The sequence below is a fragment of the Mesorhizobium sp. LEGMi-168a genome (assembly GCF_058312955.1).
Map to the genome: position 1 here is coordinate 233,104 of NZ_JBZEGV010000004.1, position 22,748 is coordinate 255,851.

Annotated in this window: 19 protein-coding genes; 9 read left to right on the plus strand and 10 right to left on the minus strand. The window is 62.6% G+C overall.

The window, feature by feature from the left end:
• Positions 1-68: 68 nt before the first annotated feature.
• Complete coding sequence (locus AC4FWB_RS08315) at positions 69-2,948, plus strand: metallophosphoesterase (protein ID WP_491025483.1); 2,880 nt, start codon at positions 69-71, stop codon at positions 2,946-2,948.
• 207 nt (positions 2,949-3,155) lie between these two features.
• On the opposite strand, the gene AC4FWB_RS08320 is transcribed toward AC4FWB_RS08315, so the two are convergent.
• The 6 genes from AC4FWB_RS08320 to AC4FWB_RS08345 all read right to left on the minus strand — a co-directional run bounded on the left by AC4FWB_RS08320 (position 3,156) and on the right by AC4FWB_RS08345 (position 9,035).
• Positions 3,156-3,398 carry a hypothetical protein gene (locus AC4FWB_RS08320; protein WP_491025484.1) on the minus strand — a complete coding sequence of 81 codons (243 nt, stop codon included), beginning with the start codon at positions 3,396-3,398 and terminating at the stop codon, positions 3,156-3,158.
• A gap of 82 nt (positions 3,399-3,480) precedes the next feature.
• Positions 3,481-4,476 carry a nucleotidyltransferase family protein gene (locus tag AC4FWB_RS08325; protein ID WP_491025485.1) on the minus strand — a complete coding sequence of 332 codons (996 nt, stop codon included), beginning with the start codon at positions 4,474-4,476 and terminating at the stop codon, positions 3,481-3,483.
• A complete protein-coding gene (locus AC4FWB_RS08330; RefSeq protein ID WP_491025486.1) occupies positions 4,473-5,627 on the minus strand; it encodes a PqqD family peptide modification chaperone in 1,155 nt (384 codons plus the stop codon). The genes AC4FWB_RS08325 and AC4FWB_RS08330 overlap by 4 nt, the downstream gene beginning before the upstream one ends.
• 65 nt (positions 5,628-5,692) lie before the next feature.
• Positions 5,693-6,697 carry a hypothetical protein gene (locus tag AC4FWB_RS08335; RefSeq protein WP_491025487.1) on the minus strand — a complete coding sequence of 335 codons (1,005 nt, stop codon included), beginning with the start codon at positions 6,695-6,697 and terminating at the stop codon, positions 5,693-5,695.
• Positions 6,698-6,705: 8 nt separating this feature from the next.
• Positions 6,706-7,539, minus strand: a complete 834-nt coding sequence (locus AC4FWB_RS08340) for a hypothetical protein (RefSeq protein ID WP_491025489.1) — start codon at positions 7,537-7,539, stop codon at positions 6,706-6,708.
• A 68-nt stretch (positions 7,540-7,607) separates the two neighbouring features.
• Positions 7,608-9,035: an O-antigen ligase family protein gene (locus AC4FWB_RS08345; RefSeq protein ID WP_491025491.1), complete on the minus strand. Its 1,428-nt coding sequence runs from the start codon at positions 9,033-9,035 to the stop codon at positions 7,608-7,610.
• A 256-nt stretch (positions 9,036-9,291) separates the two neighbouring features.
• On the opposite strand from AC4FWB_RS08345, the gene AC4FWB_RS08350 reads away from it, so the two are divergent.
• Entirely contained in the window at positions 9,292-9,540 is a 249-nt protein-coding gene (locus AC4FWB_RS08350) for a hypothetical protein (RefSeq protein WP_491025492.1), read from the plus strand.
• A gap of 100 nt (positions 9,541-9,640) precedes the next feature.
• Here the strand turns inward: AC4FWB_RS08350 and AC4FWB_RS08355 are convergent, their stop codons facing one another.
• Positions 9,641-10,321 carry a sugar transferase gene (locus AC4FWB_RS08355; protein WP_491025493.1) on the minus strand — a complete coding sequence of 227 codons (681 nt, stop codon included), beginning with the start codon at positions 10,319-10,321 and terminating at the stop codon, positions 9,641-9,643.
• 362 nt (positions 10,322-10,683) lie between these two features.
• On the opposite strand from AC4FWB_RS08355, the gene AC4FWB_RS08360 reads away from it, so the two are divergent.
• Positions 10,684-11,766, plus strand: a complete 1,083-nt coding sequence (locus tag AC4FWB_RS08360) for a DNA-directed RNA polymerase subunit omega (protein ID WP_491025494.1) — start codon at positions 10,684-10,686, stop codon at positions 11,764-11,766.
• 131 nt (positions 11,767-11,897) lie between these two features.
• Here the strand turns inward: AC4FWB_RS08360 and AC4FWB_RS08365 are convergent, their stop codons facing one another.
• The 3 genes from AC4FWB_RS08365 to AC4FWB_RS08375 form a co-directional block, all read right to left on the minus strand.
• A complete protein-coding gene (locus AC4FWB_RS08365) occupies positions 11,898-12,653 on the minus strand; it encodes a helix-turn-helix transcriptional regulator (protein ID WP_491025495.1) in 756 nt (251 codons plus the stop codon).
• A 628-nt stretch (positions 12,654-13,281) separates the two neighbouring features.
• Positions 13,282-14,817, minus strand: coding sequence for an FAD-dependent oxidoreductase (locus tag AC4FWB_RS08370; RefSeq protein ID WP_491025496.1), 1,536 nt, complete (start codon positions 14,815-14,817; stop codon positions 13,282-13,284).
• Positions 14,818-15,019: 202 nt separating this feature from the next.
• Positions 15,020-15,904 (minus strand): GNAT family N-acetyltransferase, encoded by an 885-nt coding sequence (locus AC4FWB_RS08375; protein ID WP_491025497.1) that lies wholly within the window; start codon positions 15,902-15,904, stop codon positions 15,020-15,022.
• Positions 15,905-16,140: 236 nt separating this feature from the next.
• Here AC4FWB_RS08375 and argE point away from each other — a divergent pair, with 236 nt between their 5' ends.
• The 6 genes from argE (at position 16,141) to AC4FWB_RS08405 (ending at position 22,739) form a co-directional block, all read left to right on the plus strand.
• Positions 16,141-17,265 carry an acetylornithine deacetylase gene (gene argE, locus AC4FWB_RS08380; protein WP_491025498.1) on the plus strand — a complete coding sequence of 375 codons (1,125 nt, stop codon included), beginning with the start codon at positions 16,141-16,143 and terminating at the stop codon, positions 17,263-17,265.
• A gap of 13 nt (positions 17,266-17,278) precedes the next feature.
• Entirely contained in the window at positions 17,279-18,202 is a 924-nt protein-coding gene (locus AC4FWB_RS08385; protein ID WP_491025499.1) for a 2-hydroxyacid dehydrogenase, read from the plus strand.
• A 22-nt stretch (positions 18,203-18,224) separates the two neighbouring features.
• Complete coding sequence (locus AC4FWB_RS08390; protein ID WP_491025500.1) at positions 18,225-18,578, plus strand: cupin domain-containing protein; 354 nt, start codon at positions 18,225-18,227, stop codon at positions 18,576-18,578.
• Between the two features lie 167 nt (positions 18,579-18,745).
• Positions 18,746-20,209, plus strand: coding sequence for an aldehyde dehydrogenase family protein (locus tag AC4FWB_RS08395; protein ID WP_491025502.1), 1,464 nt, complete (start codon positions 18,746-18,748; stop codon positions 20,207-20,209).
• A gap of 10 nt (positions 20,210-20,219) precedes the next feature.
• A complete protein-coding gene (locus AC4FWB_RS08400) occupies positions 20,220-21,263 on the plus strand; it encodes a tartrate dehydrogenase (protein WP_491025503.1) in 1,044 nt (347 codons plus the stop codon).
• Positions 21,264-21,281: 18 nt separating this feature from the next.
• The gene (locus AC4FWB_RS08405) at positions 21,282-22,739 is read left to right on the plus strand and encodes an NAD-dependent succinate-semialdehyde dehydrogenase (protein ID WP_491025504.1); all 1,458 of its coding nucleotides are present in this window, start codon (positions 21,282-21,284) and stop codon (positions 22,737-22,739) included.
• The last annotated feature ends 9 nt before the right edge of the window (positions 22,740-22,748 follow it).

Sequence of the window (22,748 nt, forward strand, 5' to 3'; positions counted from 1 at the left end):
GGCCGTGACGTTTACCTCCGGCCCTGTCGAGGCCCAGGCTCGGAAAACAGCGGCAAAGGAAATCTGATATGTCCAAACCACCTCGCATTCCAGACAGCGGCAATTCCCCGGGACCGGCCACTGTCGAGCTCGGCTCCGCGTCCTCCCTCAATAGCCTTCACCTGATAGATGACGGCTCGCCGGCCGGAACCGGCGAGCCGAACATCGCGGAGCACGACGAGGATGCCGCGCCGGAAGCTTCCATGACATGGGAAGCGAGTATCGGCGACGGCTTTGGCGCCGAAACCGGCAAGCCCGGTGACAGCCACAGCGCCGATCAAGCTGCGATCAAGATCGCCAGCCTCATCTCCGAGCACGAGATCACCCCGACCTGGGCGGGGGACGGCGGACTGAAACTCACCGGCCTCGCCGAGGCCGCCGCCAGAATTGGTATTCATCTCGACGGCACCTTCCTCGACAGCGCGACTGCGAATGCCTTCGGCTTCTGGCACTATGCGGGAGAGGGCAATGCGAACAGCGCTTACGCCGCCACCAGCCTCGATAAGGCCGCCGGCACCAGCACGACCGCGACGGCGACCACGCTCACCGTCAGCAGTGCCTCTGGCACCGACCCGATCTTCGAAACGAGGGTGGCGAGCGCCGGCGACGATGTCGAGGAGAAGGGCTCGGGAACGATTTCGGGCAACATCAACGACCTGGAGCTGGGTTATGACGGCTCCACCCGCCAGACGGTCGGCATCCGCTTCACCGGCATCGACATTCCGAAGGGAGCCATCATCACCAGCGCCTATATCCAGTTCCAGGCCAACGAGGTGAAGACCGGCGCGACCTCGCTGCTGATCCAGGGAGACAATACCGACGACGCCAGTCCCTTCACCACCGCCAGCTTCAACGTGTCCTCGCTTCCTCGGACGACGGCGTCCACGGCCTGGACGCCGGACCCTTGGAACACGATAGGCGAACAGGGCCTTGCCGAGCGCTCGCCGGACCTCTCGGCGATCGTTCAGGAGATCGTCAACCGCTCGGGCTGGGCGGCGCTCAACGACATGGCATTCCTGATCACCGGCACCGGCACGCGCACGGCCGATTCCTACGAGTACAACCCCGCGAGCGCGCCGCTGCTCCATGTCGAGTATACCCTGCCCGGCCCGCCCAGCGCTCCGGTGGCTTTCAACACGCCGCCCGATGCCGACCCCGCTACCAACCAGATCGCCGAGCTCGCCGCGGCCGGCGACCCGACCGGGATTACCGCTTCGGCGACGGATCCCGACGCTGGATCGACGGTCACCTACAGCCTCGGCGACGCGCGCTTCGCCATCGATGCCAGCACCGGCGTCATCACGCGCTCGGCCAACGGCACGCTCGACTTCGAGACCCAGTCGTCGATCAATCTGACGGTGACGGCAACTTCGTCCGACGGCAGCACCGCCAACCAGACCTTCACCCTCGCCGTCCTCGACAGCCCGGAACCGGTTGCCTTCAACACGCCGCCGGATGCCGACAGTGCGATCAACCGGATCGCCCAGAACGCGGCTGCGGGCACGACGGTCGGCATCACGGCGTCGGCCAAGGATCCCGATATCGGCTCGACGGTCACCTACACCGTCGATGACCCCCGCTTTGCCATCAATTCCGCTGGCGTCATCACGCGCTCGGGCACAGGGACGCTCGACGCAGCCTCGGAGCCGTCCATCAACCTCCACGTCATCGCAACTTCGTCCGACGGGAGCACAGCCGCGCAAGACTATACGCTCGGCGTGGTTCCGACGTCCGCACCGCAGGTATTATACCGGTACGCGGTCTTTGGAGATTACGGCGACACCGATCTCTCCGGCGAGAAGGCCGTGTCGGCGATGGTCCATGCCTGGAACGTCGATTTCATCCTCACGATAGGCGACAACGCATATTCACCACAGGTGTTCGACACCGCCGTTGGCCAGCAATACCAAGACTACATTGGTAACTACCATGGCTCCTACGGCAGCGGCAGCACCATCAACCGCTTCTTTCCTACGCTGGGCAATCACGAATACAACGACGGCTACTACTCGACTTACCTTGATTACTTTACGCTGCCCGACAACGAGAGGTACTACGACTTCCAGATCGGGCCGGTGCATTTCTTCGGCCTGAACAGCAACAAACAGGAGCCGGACGGCCGCAGCTCCACGTCAGTGCAGGGTCACTGGATGCAAAACCTGCTCGCGAATTCCGACGCGAGCTTCAACGTGGCGTATTTCCATCACACGCCATACAATCCGAGCGGCGGCGCTGCCATCATGCGGTGGCCCTTCGAACAATGGGGCGTGGATGCGGTTTTTGCCGGCCATCAGCACAATTATTATCGGGAGAATCGAGACGACAACGGCGACGGCGTCTTTCTTCCCTACACGACCACCGGCCTTGGCGGAGCCGGCCGCAGCATTCCCAACGTCGGAGCGAACCTCGTCACGGTCACTGACCAGGGCATGCTGATCGAGTTCTACAAGGTGAGCAGCTTCAACGGGACGACCGCAACCAGCGTGCTGACGGACTCCTACTTTGTCCCGACGCCGGCGGGCCGCGCTCCGACAATCTCCAACGGCGGCTACGTCCTGAACGGCACTGCCGGCGCCGACTATCTGTGGGGTCTGGGCGGAAACGACACGCTGATCGGCGGACGCGGAAACGACACGCTGGTTGCCGGCAACCAGCACAATCTGTTCGTGTTCGCCCGCGGTGACGGTCAAGACACGGTTATGAATTTCCTACCCGGCGCCGGCACCGGTGACGTCCTCGATCTCAGGGCCTTTGGCATAAACAATGCGAGCCAATTCCAGCAGGTGGCAACGAACCAGGGCTCGAATGTCGTGGCATCCCTGGGCGGCGGGGATCAGATCACACTGACCGGCGTTCACGTGGATCAGTTCCACGACGACAACTTCCTGAGCTCTCTGCTGCTCGCCTAGGACCGCTTTCGGCTGGACGCGCGAGCGCGGCACGTTGCAAGCGCGAGACTGGCCGCCGCCGGCAAAACTGGCGTGCGCAAGCGATCCGGGCTTTCAAGTAAAATCAAATAATTAGAGCACTTTGCCGTTTCCGTGAAACGGCAAACTGCTCTAAAATCCCTATGTCCTCAAATCGCTGTTTTCAGCGATCATGCAGGTCGAAGAGGCCTACGATTGGCCGGGAGGGCCAACGTGAATGTGGTTCTTGTCCCCCCAGCCATTGCCCGGCTTTGATCCTCCCGACTGGGCGATCGCCTTGGAGCTCAAGCTCGTGCCGAGCAGGAGCGTTATGGCCGGCGGAGTCACCGCCGCAAAACGCCCCGCTTTCTTGAGAAAGTCCCGGCGCGCCTGAGACTCTGAAACCAGGGTTTCGGCTGTCCGTTTCGAGCGTTTTGTGCTTTCGGTAGGCATGTCAAACCTCCCCACAACGTTTCTAAATTTTACGGATTTTACTTTATGCTTTCTGGTTTGGCGCACTAGTTCTCCAAAAGGCTTAGATTTTCGCGCGGGAACTCGCGAGCGTGCGAGCGGCGCGGCGCGCAAAGTCGATCGAGCCCCGGCGCGCCAAGCCGTCGGCCCGCGAAAACCGCCATGTGCCCCACGTCAAATTGCCGACCAGGCGCAACGGAGCGCCGATGATGGGGTGGGTCGCCGTGAATATCCGCCTCCAGTGCTGGAAACGGACGATCGGGCGCTGTGAACATTTTGCCGGAATCTTGGTTCCGAAGAAATGCTGCAAGGCCAGGAGTTGGGTATCGAGCGCATTGCGGGCGCCTCGATCCGCCATGGATGCCCGCAGCGCCGTCCAGTTCACGTCCTCGCTTTCCGCCAGTCGTGCCAGATCGTGAAGGTGCCGCAGATCAATCCTTCCGCGCCAGTAGTCCCCCTCCTTAAGGAGATCGTGCACGATCCAATGCAGGGCGCGGGACTGGACAGGCGGAATGTTCACCCGCAGACCGTTTCGCCGGACGAGCTTGGGCGGCTCAAAGCCGTTGCCACTGCTCGGCCGCAGCTCCAGCATTCCAACGTCCTGCTGCCGGACCATGCCTCGGGCGCCCGCCATCTCGACGTAGCCAAGCTCTTCAAGACAGGCTCGCGCGGCTGTCTCTTCGGCTGGCTCCACGGCCAGGTCGAGGTCACTGGTCATCCTGCTGGGAACCCGACCCGTCCGGGAAAGGAACAGGGGAACGGCCCCTTTGAGCAGGAGCGGAACGATACCGCGGCCGTTGAGGGCTCCGACGGCTTCATGCAGTTGGGCGCGCAAGCGCAGGTTTCGTTCCCGATTGCAGCCGTGAACGAACCGAAGATACTTGCGCACGTCGCGCGGGAGCCGGCTGATCTGGCCGGCCCGCAACAGGGACGAGAACAGGTCCGGCGTGAGCAAGGTGCGATTGGCCAGGGCAATCACTGCGCGCCAGTCGGCCGTGTCGGCCGCACAGCCGCGAAGTCCGGCGACCAATGCCTCAAGCGTGTTCCCTCGGCGCTTCATCGGCAGGCTTTCGCGATCAGCTCAATTGCGTCATCGAGCTTTGAATAGGTCAGGCGGTAGGTCTCCGCCGATCCGATGAGTTGGGTCAATACCTCGAACGCGGTGCCGCTCAGCTCCCGGCCAGGCGCAAACGCGCCGTTGAGCAGGACGCGCAATGCGCTGGCCGGCTCGACCGGCTCCAGGCAGGCCTTCGCGTCGCGACCTCGATGAAGCTGGATCACACTGCCGATGGGTAGCGGAGAAGGCGGCACGAACTGCCTTGGCACGGCAAACCGAACGCGCCTGCGGTCGGGGCGGCGACAGACCGGAACAGCGTCGAGCCCGGGGTAATATTCGGCCACAAGCGGCCATGCTCCCGCTTTGACCGCGGGGGCAAACGGAAGCCCCACGCCATGCCCCTTGGCGTCCAGCAGCGTCACGTCATCGGATGCGAACCGGAAGCCTGCATGAACCAGCGCCAAGGTCAGCGTTGTCTTGCCCGCGCCCGGATTGCCGCAAACAAGCACGAGGCGTTCATTGCCGACCAGCGCGGCCGCGTGCAGGGCAAGTTCGTAGGCGCCGTGATCGAGAACCTCGGTCAGCAATTGCCCTTTCAGCATGACGGGCAATTCGTCGGGCGAACAAGACAGGATCCAGTCGCCGTCCCGGAACAGGTGGACCCGCCCCTCGTGTTCAACCACCTGGAGCAGAACGTCGGCAGTCTCTCTTCGGACCTCGAGATGGCGAAATACGGAGACGGCGGGAAAGGCGCGAGCGGCCGGATAGACGATGCGTATGGTAAGGCCCGCAACGGCGACCACCTGGCTCACGGGCTCTTGAGCCGATGATGGAGGCAACGGCGCGCGCGGCCGTATCAGGCTCAGCCGTTGCCAATCCCAAAGCGCTGCCTCGACGTGCCTGTTTGCCTCAAGCCTATCGACGCCGCTGCGGGCCATCTCGACCGAGATGGCTTGCGGCGATGTGCCTTCCTCCAGAGAGCGCCAGATGTCGGCAGCAGTATCGTTGACGGCGAAAATGGCTTGCTGGGATGGACTGAACAGGATGTTTTGCCCCCTGACGCGCGCCAATCGCCCTTGGGTGACAAACCGCGCAGCACTGCGATCGGCGGAGCCTTGTGCCATGGTTTCGTCGATCGGCTTGTCCTGACTCATCGTGTCCGCTCCGTCACCAAAGCGCGATGACGGCCCATGCTGTTCGCTGCAAGGCAGGGAAGCTCTCAAAGCGCTTCGTCGGTGAACCGCGCCACGTCCTGATGCGACGCGACCCACAGGCGATACACCTTGTTCCAGTATTCGCGAGCATCGGCGCCCGTCAGCACCTTGAACCCGGACGGCGGCAGCGGGAATTTGAACGGGATTGGTTCGTCGGGCAGCCACAGCAACGTGTTGTCGCGACTTTCGATCGTCAGCCCCCAGGTTCTTTCGAGGCGACGCAATCCGCGCATGTTTGCCGAAGTCAGCGCGAAGACCGATCCCGTTATCCTCAATCTGGGTGACTGATCGACAGCCTTGACCGGCGCTTGATGCGTGATTTCGCCTTTGGAAAGAAAGGCGTGCATACGGATCAGGGTTCGGTCGATCCGCACGGTCTCCCCTGTTCCGTCCCGTTCGTTTGACGCAGGATCCACGCTGATCCCCGAGAAACATCCGTCGAACAGGCAATCCTCGACGATCCCGCTGAGGAGATAATCGTTCTCCACCGCATCATCCCTGACCTCGCTGAGCCAGCACCCTTTCAGGTGAAAGCCATCGGCCTGCTCGGCGAAGCGGATAGCATCCCAGCAGCGGCGCACACGCACGCCTTCTATCGTCGCATTGGTGGATCCGTCCCTGACGAGCAGAGCCGCGCTGTTGCAGTAAGTGTCCCGCCAGTCGGATGTCAGCGGCACCTGGCCGTCGAAGCGCCCTCCGATGAAGTGGACGCCAGGGCAGTTGCGGAGGACGACTGGATAGCGATTGATCGGCAACGTCCCCTCGTCGCAGCCCGCGATCGCGCTGGGATTGCTGTTTCTGCTGTTGGCGACTGTGAAGGAAGCATTGCGGGCGTCGATTGTTGCTCCGGCCTCTAGATCCCGAATTAATTGTTTCTCGTAGCCATACTCACCTTTCAGAATGAGCTGCTTGCCCCCCGGCGTCTGTCCGCCTTCCGCCTGGCAGAAGTCCGGCAGCAGAGCAAATACCGGATACAGACCGGCAAGGCCTATGAACGAGCGGCGATCCATCTCCATTCTCATCGATCAGCGCAATCGCATAGCCGATGTCGTTCCAGGCAGGCCAAAAGCACCGCCTCCAGCGCTCTTTCAGCCACATCCTCGGGCGACACCAGCCTTTCCACGTCGACTGTCGCCAGCAGGCCGACATGATCGTCCGTTTCTATTTCCCTCTCGAGACCGGCCGTCAGCTCGCGGCAAATTCGATCCGCCGCCGACCAGAGATCGCGGTCGCGGTTGGGAGATGCCTTTTGCATCCGCGAGGACCGATCAGCCCTCTTCAGGAGTCGATCCCGTGCCACGCCGGTTTCAGCGCGCAGATGGATGAAAAGCATATCATCGACGCCAATGGCGGACAGGATATCAAACCAGTTCTCGGAAGTTGCCCGACGCTTGCCTTTCAGAAATATAGACCAGAAACCCTGCAGCAATCCCTGATCCATAATAATTATAGTATTTTTCCTTGGCCTCTCGCTCTGTATATAGGCGACCAATACGGACATGTTCCAGATCACCTTGACCGTATCGGTAAACGACGATTGTCCACTTTCGATGACAAAGCGGGCTATTCGTACCAGAAGCGAGCGAAACTCACGGTCCTTAAATCTTGGGGCAACGATACAGATCCTATGGATCTGCCGGCTGAAGAAGTTTCTTGTTCCCCACGCCATTCGCACGTCACCGACCAGCGGGCCGCACCGTCGCAAGCCATTCGCCAACAGGCCGGAGGCGGTTGTTTTTCCGACCCCAGGGAAACCAAAGAATTCCACAAATCGGATGTCTGTTTGAAGCGCGCGTGCTTCGAAGCTCGGCGGCAGGCCTGCCGCCAGTTCACGAACCGTGTGCGAAGTCATTGGATTCGGGTGGGTAAGGTTGGATCGCGGAAGATCAAAGAAACAGGAAGAAGCTCTTCGCCTTTTTCTCAATGCTGGAATAGCTGGAGTCCGGTCCCGGCATTTAGCCTTGGCCTCTCGTCAAGCCCGGTCTGCAGTGATCGCTGCATGCCGCGGTAGAATATGAGCAAAGCCAGTGGCAGCCAGAAGAAAGCTGCGGTTGAAGGGCCGAAGGAATCGCTCATCTGGTTTGCGACGATGTAATTCAACACCGAAACCGACGCTCCGAGCACCATCACATCCGCTTTTGTCACATCCTCGCTCGTGCCGGTTCCAATCAATGTACCAAGGACGGCGCTCGTCAGATATGTCGTGACCAGCAGAACGATGACCGTTACCAGCGCAGCACCGGGCACTCCCAGCGTTCTGAAGTAATCAATGAACAGGTTGTGGCTATGGGGGGCTATGTCGAACACCCACTGCCCTGCACCCACACCCCGGAACGGATGCGCCAAGCCCAGATCGATCGATATCGCCCATAGTCGCTCCCGCGATACCACCGAATGCGCTTCGCCCCCGGAAAGCTGAGTGAACAACAGGCCGTAAGCCCGCGGATTAAAGTGCTGCAATGTCCGCAAACTCGCCAGAAGCAATATTGGAGCCACGACTATCCCAACAATCGTTGTTACAGGCCGCTTCCTCCTTCTCACGAGATAAATACTGTACAATCCATAGAAAATTCCAAGCCCTACAACGCCGACGACGAAATTGGTCTTTGAACCCGATTTCACCAAACCAAAGAGTACCGCCATGAGGCAGCCCACGAGAACAATTCGAAGCCTGCGGGAAACCGTCAGCCTCGCGGCAACAAGAGGCAGGCCCGCCGACAGGGCAATTCCCAGTTGGTTCGAATGCTTGAAGTATCCTGCGGCCCTGTCGGCGAACCTGGCACCGCCCAGCCCAACTGTCACGAGGCAGGATGTTACGACGCTCATGATGATCATGGCCGTTACAATCCTTTCAACCGCATCGGGACCCTTGGGCCTCGTAGAGATCGCCGCGACCGCCGGGATAACGGCGAAACCAAAAAGCTGCGCGAAAATCGCTCGCCCGGTCCTGATCGGATCGTCCGCGTAGGTCATCGATAGCAGGGAAAGAACAATGATGAGGGCAGATACCGTCAGCACGGCAGTCGCCAGGGCCGCTTCGGTCCGATGCAGGCGTTTTGCCACCTCACCGTAGGAGGCGACGCTTACCAGAGCGCAGAACAGAGCTAACAAGAAGGAAATCGAGCCGTCAGATCCGCCAATCCGCGCGGCGCCGGGGAACCATGTCGACACGATAAGCAAGAGGATGGATGCTTGTAACATAGATGGGACGTCACGCTGAAGCGCTATACGGTAAATGCGCGCCGACACTGCCCTGCCCGCTGAGCAACGTCTGGCGGCACCTTTTTTGTCCTGATTGGCTGCACCGGAACAGGGCTCCATGCCACCATTCAAGACATGCTGCCGCACCGCGGGTGAATGTTCCGCGTACCTATTTCATAAGCAGCGTAGGCTGAGCGCCTGGACAAGGAAATGAGCGAAAACGCGTCATTGGGAGAAGGCGTCCTACGCCTTTTGTGCAAGCGGTGGAGTTGCAGCGATTTCCCGCCACCTGGTTGAGGGCCGTCGGGCTGTGCAGCCGAGATTGAGTGTTGGTACGGATTCGCGGATGTGGGAGACTTGGGACACGGCACATTTTGAGTCTTCCACATCATAGGAGATCGCCGTGCTTTGGGGCTTTGTCGCCGTCGGCGCGATCGGCATTTTGCTGGGATTTCATGTTCGCGCGCCTGCGCTTATCGTCGCGACCGCGGCGATTGTCGTGGTCGGCGCCGTTGCAGGTGGCATTGGCAGTTTGCTTCATTGGCACCGCCTGCTTTCGATCCTGCTTCTCGTCGTCACGCTGCAATGCGCCTACCTGCTCGGCCTCTTCCTCGGCGTCATCTGGCGTCGCGGCATGACCCCCGAGCAATGACGGCGGCTGACATTTCCGTCGCCGCCGGACTCATTCGCCGCTAGTGCCGCAGGGTACTTCGGTAAGGACATGCATGAAGAAGAATTTGCGATCCGCTTGATCAGGACGCATGGTCGAATTTCATCACGGCGAAAATCGTCCGCACAAGAATGACGACATCGGCCCAAATGGACCAGTCTCGCACGTAGCGGCTGTCGATGGAGACGCGGCTGGGATAGTCGATTGCGTCCCTGCCCGTCACCTGCCAGAGGCCGGTCAGCCCCGGCCGGGTTCGGAGATAGTCGATCGCGCAGGCGCCATAGCGTTGCAGTTCGTCGGGAACGACTGGCCGAGGGCCGACACAACTCATGTCGCCGCGCAGCACGTTGATGAGCTGAGGCAACTCATCGAGGCTTGATTTCCTGAGAATGTGCCCAAGGAATGTGATGCGCGGGTCGTTCTTGAATTTCCAGTTCTGCTCCCACTCCTTGGCGGCTTCGGGATTGTTCGCAATATAGTCGGCAAGAACCTGATCGGCGTTGGCGACCATTGTCCTGAACTTGTAGCAGGCGAACCGCTTGCCGTTGAAGCCGACCCGGGTGTGGGAGAATATCGCCGGCGCGCCGTCGGTCACCAATATCAGCAGGGCAATCGCCAACATGACCGGAGCGGCGAGGACAAGCGCGATCGATGCGACCGTCACGTCCATGATTCTCTTGCGACGCCCCCCTAGTGGGCGATGGTTTTGACCCACGCGGATGCCGGGTCTGCGGGGATTCATGTCAAATGCGCTGATTGTCATGAGTTTCGCCAAGGAACACGGCTGGTTTTCCGCCCTCAACTTCACAGCGGCTGGTCATCCTCGGCAAGAGCCGCAAAGGAGGTAGCGCCGCACCCGACCCTGATTACCCGTTCGCCTGATCCGCGCCTTGCAGGCATGATAGCAATAAGCCTTCTGATCAAATGACGTGTCACCAAACACCCGTTTTCTGCAGTAGCAGTTCGGGCGGGTTCGGCTGTATTGCGGGAGCGACGCAGGCTGCAAAAGGCGTCCGCCAACGCAATGCATGAAAAAGCGTGCGCATCGCGTCCGGACGAGATCCGGCAGGACAGTTTGTTCCGCGTCAGGGATGTGAGCCTATCTGACAGTGGAGACCGCGCAACGTGGCGCCCAGCCTGAAGCCTTCGCCCCGCGATTTCCCTGCAAGGCCGCCCGCTCGTCATGCTGCCGAGATCGACCATGCGGAAGCATTGGCTATCGTGCGCAGGCAAATTGCCCTGCTCGATCTCGATCTCTCTGGCCTCACTGTGGTCGTTGGCGCTTCGACAGGATACCACGCGGTGACTGCGACAGCCGCGGCGCTCGCCAATGCCAACCGTGTCATTGCGCTCGCTCGCATATCCGCCAGACATCCGAACCTGGCGGCGGCCGCAGACTCGACATTGGCATTCAGCAAATACGCCAAGGTCTCCGCGCGCGTGGAAGTCGCACACCGCATCGACAGCCGCAAATGGCAGGACGTGGACGTCCTCACGAACTGTCCGCAGGTCGCGCCGATTTCGAGATCGCTCATCGAACTCTTGCCCTCCCGTGCGGTTGTTTCGCTGATGGCTGAACCATGGGAGCTTTGGCCAGGCGCTGTCGACTTCGACGCCTGCGACGAGGCCGGCATCAAAGTTGCGGCTCCCAATCTTGGCCATCCGGCCATAGACCTGCTGCCGGAGTTCGCGCGGCTGTGCTGCGCCTTTCTTGATGGTGCAGGCGTCGATCAACGTGACGCGAGGGTAGCCATCGTCTGCGACACGCCCTGCGCGCCGTTCCTCGAGCATATGCTGCGCGAAGGCGGGGCGAGGGTCAGCGTTTTTTCGCACCCGGCGCTCCTAAGCGACGAAGCATGGGACGTGATCGTCGTCGCGATGCGACCCTCCGACAAACCACCAATGGACATCAACTGCCTCGGCCGTATTGCCAGGAACTCACGCCGTGCGCTGCTCGTGCAGTTCAGCGGCGGGATCGATCGCTCGGCCGCCAGCTATTTCGGCCTCGGGGTTTGGCCGCCGAAGCGGCCCGCCCGCGGTCAGCTGGGCCTGCCGCTCGACCTGCTCGGAGCCGCTCCGGTAATCCGCAGACTGACGGGAGGGCTGAAAGCCGCCGAAGCCGCATACCGCAACGCGGAGTTGGGCGGAGACAGCGTTGGATTTCTGGTGAAGGCAGGACCCGAGACGGTTGGCCGGAAACGTGCCTGAACACTCGCCCGGACTTCCTCAATCTCGGATCGGAGCATCGGATGTCGAAAAGGTCCGCAACTCCGATCCAAGGCAATGGTGCCAGGCAATTGTGTTCCCGAGGCCGGCAAGCAGAGACCGGTCGAGGAGCTTCAAAGCATCATCTGTCTGAGCTTGTAGGCTACCTCCGTGCGGTTCGTCGCCTTCAGCTTCTTCATGATGTTGCGGATATGGACCTTGACGGTACTCTCGCAGAGGTTGAGCTCGTAGGCGATTATCTTGTTCGCCTTGCCTTTCCTCAGCGCCTCCACAACCGCGGCCTCGCGTGCGGTGAACATGCCGGTGAGCGGGCGGGCGCCGTTTGCCGTCGAATGGATGATCTCGCGAAGCGCCAGCACACAACTGGCGGGCACAAAGATACCCCCGGCGCGAGCCAGACCAATGGCCTCGGCGGCGACCTTCACCTTCACACTTGTGGGAATGTAGCCTCGGGCGCCGCATTCAAGAGCCGCCAGGATTTCCCCCGGCTCATCGGAATCCACCACGACAATTACCGGTACCGCGCCGACCTCGCCTATGAAATGCACGAGCTCCGCCCGAACGCTTTGATCGGTAACCTTTCTGGCCCCCAGGATGACGAGGATCGCGGATGGCTCCACCTCGCCGTCAATGTGCTGGATCTCGTCAAGCGATCCTACCGCGCTGACGCGCAAAGCGGGATTGTGTTCGATAAGGCCACGAGCAAGGCATTCGCGCTCAAGTGCCCGCTTGTCGACAATTACAACCAGGCCTTCGCTTGGCTGTCCTTCTTCATCGGACCTGTTAAGGCCGGCAGTGCTCGGCAGATGCCCATTTGGCACCGGTCCTGTTGCGTCGTTCCAAAAATCGGAAATCTGAGGATGTCCCATCGCCTTATTACTCCTCTCCGCCGCCGACCTGCTTTCTCCCTTTTTTTATTGGCTCCCGCGCAAAGCCATGTCGAAGGCATGAACTGATACGCTCGTCTACCCTGTGGCAGGCTGCCTAAATGTTGACTGGGGATTCTGGGAGTAGAGCACACGCCTGCCCAACGTTCAGACGTATGGCACCCCCGCTCCATTGAGGTAACTCAGCCTGAGAGGCATACTACGATGCTGTGGAAAACGCGCATTAATCCCGGTTAACAATTTGGTAATTATATCTTAGGTGGCTAATATGTCCGAAAGGATTACAATCTGAAGTTGCTAGCATATAAAGAAACACTAAAGAGACGAAAGCGAGATCGCCACGATCCGAGAGCGGAACCTTGCGATTTGGGGGAAACGGGGCCACAATTTTTGAAGACCTATTGACCTCGGCTGTCAGTGCCCCCCACCCAACCGCTGCAGCCGAGGTTCCTTTTTGACCGTACGCAGCGTTACCCGCAGGGCAAAATGGCACCAGCGGATAGCTCGCTACGATCAGACCTCCGACACACCGATCGCCTTCGGCTGACAGCTGTCTCTGCCGTGTGACCAGGTGCTCAATGCGCTCAGTCGTGGTGTCAGCAAGCCTCGGCTAGACAGGCACTGCGCGCTCCATGGCCAGCTCGGCTTCCAGGTTCTCGACATCCCGGAAGATCGAGGCGGCAGCCAAGGTGCGCCCTCCCCTCTTGAAACGCAGCAGGCAGTCCCTGGCGGCGATGTCGCCCTCAACTGCGATCTCGTCCCACCGTTCGGCATGACCGACATAGTTGATCGGGACGTCGTAATGCTGGCTCCAGAAAAACGGCACGGCAACGAACTTCTCGCGGTGTCCGAGCATGTTGAGCGCGGCGGCCTGCCCCTGTCTTTCGGCAACCACCCAATGTTCGACCCGGATAGTCTCGCCGCTGTGCGGATCGGGCCACCGCGCGATGTCGCCGGCAGCGAAAATCCCCGGCCCGCTCGTTTCCAGGAAAGCGTCAACAGCGACGCCGCGGTCAACGACCAGCCCTGCTTTCTCGGCAAGCCCGGTGCGCGGCCGCACACCAATGCCGGCGACGACGAGATCCGCCGCCAGAGTACTGCCGCCGCTGAGTCTCACCGTCCCGCCGTCGATGCTGCTTACGGTTTGCTCCAGATGGAACACGACACCGTGCTCTTCATGTAGGGCGCGGATGAAGTCGCCCATCTGCGGACCCAGGATACGCTCCATGGGCCGCTTCTCCGGCGCCACGACATGGACGTCGATAGCGCGCGCACGCAGAGAAGCGGCTACCTCGAGCCCGATGAAACTGGCGCCGACCACGACCGCACGGCTTGCGGTGGCAGTTCGTGCGATGATCTCCTTGCAGTCCACGAACGAGCGCAACATTCGGACATGCGGTTGGTCGGCGCCGGGGACGGTCAGGCGAACAGGTTCCGCCCCGGTCGCAAGCAGCAGCCTGTCATAGGGAATCCTGCCCTCGTCCGCGAGAACGACCTGCCGCGCACGGGCGTCGACATGCATGGCTTCCGTATCGAGCCGCAGGTCGATGTTGTTCTTGGAATAGAATTTCTCGCCGCGGAGCGGGATCCAATCCTCAGGGGCCTTTCCGGCGAGGTAGTCCTTGGAAAGGTTCGGCCGGTCGACGGGCGGCGACTGGTCGTTGCTGAGCATGACGATGCTGCCTTGGAACTGCTCCCGCCGCAGCATTTCAGCCGCTGCGAATCCCGCCGCGCCGCCGCCTATGATGACGATTTTCTCAGGCACCTGGCCGGAACCTCCGGAGCGCGGTTTCGGAGCCGTCCGTTTGAGTTTCTCGCCGACGAATATGCGGCCGTCCCGCTGTTCGACCGCCCAGCAGGCGAGAGGACTGAGTGCAGGGGCGCGCAACGCTTCGCCCGTCCGCAGATCGAAGCAGGCATGGTGCCAGGGACAGCGGACGGTATCATCCGCCACAAGGCCGTCGACGAGCGGCCCGCCGTAATGCGTGCATGTCGCACTGACCGCGAACACCTCGGTTCCGCGGCGCACCAGCAGCACCTGGTCGTCGCCACATCGGCCGACCAGCTTGCCGCCGTCAGGAAGGTCCGCAAGCGCGATGCCCTGAATCAGATCCGGTCCGGTCGACTTGCCTTGGTCCTGGGCCATTGCCTTCTCCCGCGGCGATCCAGGGTCGGAAGCGCCTTTTTGGGGTCGAGAAGCGGGAATTCCTTAAGATAGGCTCGGAATTCAACGGCAGTTTCTCGCCATTGGGGACATCCTGCAAACGAAATTAACCGGCAGTCGGGTGCAAATTTCATGATAGGAGCCGGACTGCTCGCGTTCGCCGTGCAGATCGCGCCTTACTGAACTACCCGAGAGTTTGGCTGGCAAGGGCATAGGTGGTTGCGCCGCCGACGGCGTAATCGGCGAGGCGCTTGCCCATCGACATGGTCAGCACCGTGTCGAAGACAGGCATTCCGCTGTGCGACAGAAAGGCGGCGAACTCGCCGCTCTCCATATGCGTGTCCACCCGCACGAAGCCGCCCGAATGGTCGGCCACATGCGGCCGGACCACCGCGACGGCATCGGCATCCCGCTGCGCCACGACCGGACCGATGACGTGGCCGCGGCCGAAGGGCCTGCACAGGGCAAAGGCCTTGAGCCCGCCCTCCTCGAACAGCCCGTAGCCGACGGACTGGTCGAACAGCTTTTGGACAAGTGCCGTTCTACGCACCCCGAAACCGGCCGCATCGAGCGCGATGACCGCCGGCACGTGCTCGGCCCGCAGCGGACGCACTTCGCCACGCGTCTTGTCTATTGCGATGGCGCGGGCGATTCCTTGGCACTGATAGACGGTCTTCTCCGGCTGGAAATCCAGCGAAAGATAAAGCCGCCTTGCCGCCCGGGTTGCATTGAGGCGCAGGTCGCGCCCGGCGACCTTATCGAAGACCCGCTTCATCAGCCACTGCCCTGCCCCCAGCGTCTGCAGCCGCGGCGAGGTGATGACCATTCCGACCGTCGCGAAATCGGCGCCATGCGGGAACCACATGGCCGAGCCGAGAACGCGGCCGATATCATCGAGCGCCACGAATCCGTGCCCGCATTCGCGCAGGAACTGCCAGTCTTCGGCTCGATGTGGCCATCCCACGGACAGGGAATGCGCGTGCAACCGGTCGAGATCGATGCCATCGATGTCGCCGATGCGCATCGAGAAGGTATCGATTTTCAAGCTTCCGGACGGCTTCAATTTCATGCCTCTGAAAGATTGCCTGACGGGTGCACGCAATGGCCGCTCGCGCCCTGCCAACGCTAAACAACCAGACCGATACGATTTGCTCGAAAGCCGCACGCCAACGCAAGATTCAACTGAAACACTTCCGCTTTCGGCACGCAATCGCGAAAGAAAGCCCACATCCTCTTCCGAATTGCTGCAGCATACGGTCGACGGCACCAATCCCGGCGCACCTGAAATGCTTTTTGAGGGCAGGAATGGACGTCCTAGACATCCTCGACCGTCTCGTCGCCTTTCCATCGGTCGCCGGCCAGCCGAACGGTGATATCGCCGGCTGGATCGAGGCCTATCTTGCGGAACGCGGAACCCAGGTCACCCTGCTTCCAGGGCCTGAAGGCGACCGTTCCAATCTTTTTGCCACGATCGGCCCTGCCGATGTCCCGGGCTACATCCTGTCCGGCCACATGGACGTCGTCCCCGCCGGCGAGCCGCAGTGGAGCTCTTCTCCCTTCGCGCTGCGCCGCGAGGGCGAGTGGCTCTACGGTCGCGGCACCACGGACATGAAAGGGTTCCTCGCCGCCGCGCTCGCGGCTGTGCCGCACCTGGCGGGCATGCGCCTGGCCAGGCCGATCCACCTTGCCTTCTCCTATGATGAGGAGGTGGGGTGCCGCGGCGTGCCGCATCTGATCGCCAGCCTGCCAGAACTTTGCGCCAAGCCGCTTGGCGTCATCATCGGCGAGCCAAGCGGCATGCGCGCCGTGCGCGGCCACAAGGGCAAGGCGGCCGCCCGTGTGATCATCAACGGCCGCTCCGGCCATTCCTCGCGTCCCGATCTCGGGCTCAACGCCATCCATGCCATGGCCGATGTCCTGAGCGCGGCGGTGAGCGAAGCCGAGCGGTTGACGCACGGTCCGTTCGACCCTGCCTTCGAGCCCGCCTATTCCTCGTTGCAGGCGGGCGTGATCGCGGGTGGACAGTCGGTCAACATCATCCCCGACACCTGCACGCTGGACCTGGAGGCGCGCGCCGTACCCGGCGTCGATCCGGCCGGCCTGCTCGCGCCCATCAAGGCAAGGGCCGAAGCCTGCGCATCCGAAGGCTTTCAGATCGAGTGGACGCCGATCAGCGCCTATCCGGCGCTATCGCTGCCGCAAGACTCTGCACTGGCGGCATTGCTGCATGGGCTTACCGGCGAAGAGCCGCTTGCCGCCGTCAGCTACGGCACGGAGGCCGGGCTTTACCAGGCCGCCGGCTTCGATGCGATCATCTGCGGCCCCGGCGATATCGGCCGCGCCCACAAGCCGGACGAATATATTCTCGCCAGCGAACTCGCCGCTTGCCAGCGGATGATCGAGGCGCTGGGCGCGCGCTGCGCAGCGTGAAGGAGCAGCCTCGATGACGTTCCTGTTCAATTCCGATGCGCGGCGCGGCGCGGTCTTCGCCGAGGCGTTTGCCAGGGAATTACCGGACCTTCCCTTCGCCATGGACGCCGCGACGGTGGATCCCGACGCCGTGCGCTATCTGATCACCTGGACCGTGCCCGATAATCTCGCCCGCTGCAAAAACCTCGAAATCCTGTTTTCCATCGGCGCCGGCGTCGACCAGTTCCGCTTCGACGCGGTGCCCGCGCATGTGAAGATCGTGCGCATGATCGAGGAAGGCATCGTGCGGATGATGCAGGAATATGTGGCGCTCGCCGTGCTTGCCCTGCACCGCAACCTGCCGGCCTATCTCACCCAGCAGCGCGCCGGCGAATGGCGCGACATCCCGCAGCTCCAGGCAGGGTCGCGCCGCATCGGCGTGCTCGGCCTCGGCCAGCTCGGCCAGGCCGTCCTCGATCGGCTGAAGCCCTTCGGCTTCCCACTCGCCGGCTGGAGCCGCTCGCCGCGGCAGATCGAAGGCGTGACTTGCCATCACGGCGAGCCCGGGCTGGATGAGATACTCGCCGTCAGCGACATATTGGTCTGCCTGTTGCCGCTGACCGAAGACACGCGCGGATTTCTGAATGCCGGCTTGTTTGCGAAACTGCCCAAGGGCGCGGCGCTCGTCCACACCGGCCGGGGGCCGCAGCTCGATCACGAAGCGCTTGTCGCCGCGCTCGACAGCGGCCGCCTCTCAGCCGCAATGGTCGACGTGACCGATCCCGAACCGCTGCCCGCGGGCCATCCTTTCTGGTCGCATCCGAAGATCATCCTCACTCCGCATGTCGCCAGCGTCACCCAGCCGGCGAGTGCCGCGCGGGCCGTCATCGACAACGTGAAACGTCATCGCGCCGGGCTCGATCCGATCGGGCTCGTCGACCGTTCGCGCGGCTATTGAACCCCAACGGAAAGGCCATCCTTTGTCCCTGCTTAAAACCGTCGATACCAACCCGGCCTTCCAGCCGCGCGAATCCAGGGCGCTACCCGAACGGCTGATTGCCGGCAATCCCGCCTTCAAGACCTGGGCACAGGATGTCGCCAAGGACGACCTCGTCCATACCGGCGTCTGGGAAGCGACGCCGGGCGAGACGCGCTCGATCAAGGGGGAGACCTTCGAGTTCTGCCACATCCTCTCCGGCGTGATCGAAATCACGCCCGACGCCAGCGAGACGGTGACCTACCGCGCCGGCGACAGTTTTGTCATGAAGCCCGGCTTCACCGGTGTTTGGAAAACCATCGAGACGGTGCGCAAGATCTACGTGACGGTTGGGTAACGAAATCCGCGTGAGGCGCTGGCCGGCACGGAAGATTTTGCCGTCCCTCGCGGCTGACACGCAACTTTCGTCGGCGGCAGATCGGCGAACAGCGCATGCTGCGCGCCGACACGCGCTAAGCTCGGACAAATGCTCGAAAGTGATCGCCCCATGAAGTTGAGCGTCGAATGAGCCTGAGCTTCAATCCCGACAAAATTCCCCTCCCCGTCGGCCATTTCATCGGCGGGGAACTGATTTCGGCCGAGGGCCGCATCGAGATGCACCGCCCCTCGGACGGCAAGGCATACACCGCCTGCCCGGTGGCCAGCGTCGATGTCGTCGACCGTGCGGTGGAGAGCGCCAAGGCGGCGCTGAAGGCGAGCAACTGGGGCGGCGTTCGCCCGCGTGAGCGCACCAGGGCGCTCCAGGTCTGGGCCGACCTGATCGAAGCGGAAGCCGAAGCACTCGCCAAGGTCGAGGCGCTGAGCTCGACCCGGCCCGTCGGCCAGGTGGTCGCCGGCGACATCGCCATCACCGCTGAGCAAATCCGCTTCTTCGCCGAATTCGCCGACAAGGAAGGCAGCGAGCTGGTGCCTACCGACGACGCCAGTCTCGGCATGATCGTGAGCGAGCCCTATGGCGTCGTCGGCGCGATCACGCCCTGGAACTTTCCGATCTCGATGGCCGGCTGGAAGCTCGGCCCGGCGCTGGCTGCTGGCAACGCTGTTGTGCTGAAGCCGTCCGAGATGACGCCTTTCTCGGCCGTCTACATGGCGCAGCTTGCCGTCAGAGCGGGTCTGCCGGCAGGACTAATCAACGTGGTTTTGGGCGACGGGCCAATGACCGGCACGGCGCTGACCGGCCATCCAGAGATCGCCAAGGTCAGCTTCACCGGCTCGACCCGCGCCGGCTCGGCCATCATGGAGAACGTCGCCCGCACCGGCGTCAAGCCGATGACGCTGGAGCTTGGCGGCAAGAGCCCGCAGATCGTCTTTGCCGATGCCGATCTCGACAAGGCGGCGACGGCGATCGCCGGCAGCGTCACCTTCAACGCCGGCCAGGCCTGCGTGGCCGGTACGCGCCTGATCGTCGAGAAGAGCGTGGCCGACAGGCTGACGGCCGCCATACTGGAGCGAATGAAGGCGGTGCGGCCCGGACCGACCTGGAACGAGGCGACACAGTATTCGCCGATCATCTCGGAACGGCAGCGGGCACGTGTCGATGAGATCGTCCAGGCCGCGGTGGAGGCTGGCGGCGAGTGCCTCACCGGCGGCGCCATCATGGACAACCCCGGCTATTTCTACGAGCCGACGCTGATTGCCAATGTCGGCCAGGCCAATCCTGCGATCGTCGAGGAGATATTCGGACCGGTCCTCACCGTCCAGAGCTTCGAGACCGAGGACGAGGCGCTGGCTCTGTCCAGCCATCCGACCTACGGCCTGGCATCCGGCCTGTTCACCTCCGACCTCTCCCGCACGATCCGTCTCGCGCGCAAGCTCGAAGCGGGCACCGTCTGGGTCAACCGTTACAGCCGCTCGCGCGACCACATCCTGCCGACGGGCGGCTACAAGCGCTCCGGCATCGGCAAGGACCTCGGGCGCGAGGCCTATCTCGCCAACCGCAGGACCAAGAGCGTCCTGATCAGCCTGTGAAGAGATGCCGATGAAGTCCTATTCGATCGCTCTGATCCCCGGTGACGGCATCGGCCGCGACGTGACCGCCGCCGCCTGGACGGTGCTGGAAACGGCGGCCAAACACTCCGGCTTCGCCCTGACGGGAACCGAGTTCCCCTGGTCCTGCCGCTTCTTCAAGGAAACCGGCCGCATGATGCCGGAGGACGGCATCGAGACTTTGCGCGGTTTCGACGCCATCCTTCTCGGCGCGGTCGGCTGGCCGGCGGAGGTGCCGGATTCCGTCTCGCTGCACGGCCTGCTTCTGCCGATCCGCAAGGCCTTCGTGCAATACGCCAACATCCGGCCGCACCGCCTGCTGCCGGGCGTGATGGGCCCGCTGCGGGCCGAGAGCTTCGATATCCTGTGCATCCGCGAAAACACCGAAGGCGAATATTCCGGCGCCGGCGGACGCGTGCATCAAGGCACGCTTGACGAGGTCGCGGTGGAAACGTCGATCTTCACCCGCGCCGGCGTCGAGCGCATCCTGCGCTTCGGCTTCGAGCAGGCGCGTGCGCGGCGGGGCAAGCTGGCCTCCGTCACCAAGTCCAACGCGCAGAAATACTCGATGGTCTTTTGGGACGAGATCACGCGCAAGCTGGCGGTGGACTATCCGGACGTCGATGTGACGAGCTATCACGTCGACGCGCTCGCCGCGCGCATGATCATGGCGCCGGAGAGCCTCGACGTGGTCGTCGCCTCGAATCTCTTCGGCGACATACTGACGGACATCGGCGCGGCGATCCAGGGTGGGCTGGGCTACGCCGCCTCCGCCAACATCAACCCCGACCGCTCGGCGCCGTCGATGTTCGAGCCGGTGCACGGCTCCGCGCCCGACATCGCCCATCTCGGCATCGCCAATCCGATCGCCGCCATCTGGTCGGGCGCCATGATGCTCGATCATCTCGGCGAAAAGGACGCAGCCGGCCGCGTCATGAAGGCGCTCGAAGCGACAACCGCTCGGGGCATTGGAACCATCGCCAGCAAGGACAGCACGGACGCCATCACAGCCGCCGTCGTCGCGGCGCTCAACTGATTGCAAGGTCGTTTTTCGATGAAAAGCCTGAAAGACAAAACTCTCTTCCGCGAGGCCGGCCTGATCGGCGGCAAATGGGTTGCGGCCGGATCCGGCAAAACGGTCGATGTCGTCGATCCGGCGACACAAGCCTCGATCGGCACGGTGCCGGACATGGCCGGTCCTGAGACCCGAGCGGCCATCGAGGCCGCGGCTTCCGCCTATCGGGCCTGGAAGAAGAAGACCCATGCCGAGCGCGCTGCCCTGCTGGAGGCCTGGCATGGCCTGATGCTTACGCATCTGGACGATCTGGCGCTGATCCTGACCACGGAACAGGGCAAGCCGCTGGACGAGGCCAGGGGCGAAGTCCGCTACGGCGCTTCCTTCGTCAAATGGTTTGCGGAAGAAGCGCGCCGCGTCAACGGCCACACCATCCCGGCGCCCACGTCAGACCGCCGCATCATCGTGTTGAAGGAACCCGTCGGCGTGTGCGGCATCATCACGCCGTGGAATTTTCCCAACGCGATGATCACCCGCAAGGTGGCGCCCGCGCTGGCTGCCGGCTGCACGGTGGTCATCAAGCCGTCCGAGTTCACGCCCTATTCGGCGTTGGCGCTTGGCGTGCTCGCCGAACGGGCCGGTATCCCCGCCGGCGTCATCAACATCGTCACCGGCATGCCGGCCGAGATCGGCAACGAGATCATGGCGAACGAGACCGTGCGCAAGATCTCCTTCACCGGATCGACGCGGGTCGGCTCGCTGCTGATGCGCGGCGCCGCCGACAGCGTGAAACGGCTCAGTCTCGAACTCGGCGGCAATGCGCCCTTCATCGTCTTCGACGATGCCGATCTCGATCTGGCCGTCGAGGGCGCGCTCGCCTCGAAGTTCCGCAACGGCGGCCAGACATGCGTCTGCGCCAACCGCATCCTCGTTCAGGCCGGAGTCTATGACGCCTTCGCCGCGAAGCTCAGCGCCCGCGTCAACGCGTTGACGGTGGGGCCGGGCACCCAGCCGGGCGTCGCCATCGGACCGATGATCAACATGGCAGCGGTCGAGAAGATCAACCGCCACGTCGAGGATGCGCTCGCCAAAGGCGCCGCGATCGTCACGAAGAGCCCGGCCTTGCCGGACGGCCCTCAATATGTCGCGCCGCTGGTGCTGACGGGCGCGACAAAGGAAATGCAGCTCGCCGGCGAGGAAACCTTCGGCCCGGTCGCGCCGCTTTTCCGTTTTGAGACCGAAGAGGAAGCGATTGCGCTGGCCAACGGCACCCCCTACGGCCTTGCCTCCTACTTCTACACCGAAAACCTGAAACGCGCCTGGCGTGTCGGCGAGGCGCTGGAGTTCGGCATGGTGGGGCTCAATACAGGCTCGGTCTCGATGGAGGTCGCCCCCTTCGGCGGCGTCAAGCAATCCGGCCTCGGACGCGAGGGCGCGCAAGCCGGCATCGAGGAATATCTCGAGATGAAGAGTTTTCATATGGGAATAGGGCATTAGGGGAGTAAG